Source organism: Syntrophomonas sp. UBA1041 (genome assembly GCF_002316705.1).
Classification (GTDB): Bacteria; Bacillota; Syntrophomonadia; order Syntrophomonadales; family Syntrophomonadaceae; genus DTU019.
Genome location: NZ_DCEA01000066.1, coordinates 61262 through 62008, shown reverse-complemented (window position 1 = coordinate 62008; position 747 = coordinate 61262). Strand labels below are relative to the sequence as shown.

Here is a 747-nt window from a genome sequence, read left to right as displayed (position 1 = left end):
CCCGCCTGCAGCTGGATGATGCCCGTAAAAACCTGGAACGGGTCAATTCGCTCCTGCAAAGCGGCGCCGCCAGCCAGAGCGAATACGAACAGGCCCTGACCGCTGTGCAGCTTCTGGAAAGCACTGAAAAAGAGCTGACATCTTCACAACAGGCCGCACAGGCGCAATTGAAAAACCTTGAGAGCACGCTGGGGGAAGTACAGGGCAAAAAAGCACAATTGATTGTCACCGCTGCCACTTCCGGTAAAATACTCAGTATTGATGTAAAAAAGGGTGCGGCCATCATGCCCGGTCAGTTGCTGTCCAGCATCGGCTCCAGCCAGCATCTGGAGTTAAAAGCCCACATATTAAGCGATGACCTGGCAGAAATCGCCGTAGGCCAGGCAGTTGACATCACTGCCCCGGTTTTGGGTACAAAAGTCCTTAAAGGACAGATCACCCAAATCTACCCTAAGGCTGAGGAAAAACAATCCGCACTTGGGGTAATTCAGCGCCGCGTACCGGTTATGATCAGTATGGAAGAAACCGGCACACTGCAGCCCGGCTTTGAGGTGCGCATCGCCATTCAGACCAGGCAGGAGCCGGATGCCCTGGTTGTACCCCGCCAGAGTGTCCGTACCGTTTCCAGCGGCGGCAAAGAAGTTTTCTTGATAAAAAACAACCGCATCATGATTCAACCGGTTGAGGTAGGCTTGAGTGACAGCGCACACATCGCTATCGTTTCAGGGTTGAGCGAAGGGGATATAG

The 747-nt window shown here is 53.4% G+C and carries 1 protein-coding gene; it reads left to right on the top strand.

What is annotated here, in order from left to right:
* Positions 1-747: efflux RND transporter periplasmic adaptor subunit (locus tag B2633_RS09890; protein WP_483170459.1), on the top strand; the 747-nt coding region annotated here is incomplete at both ends.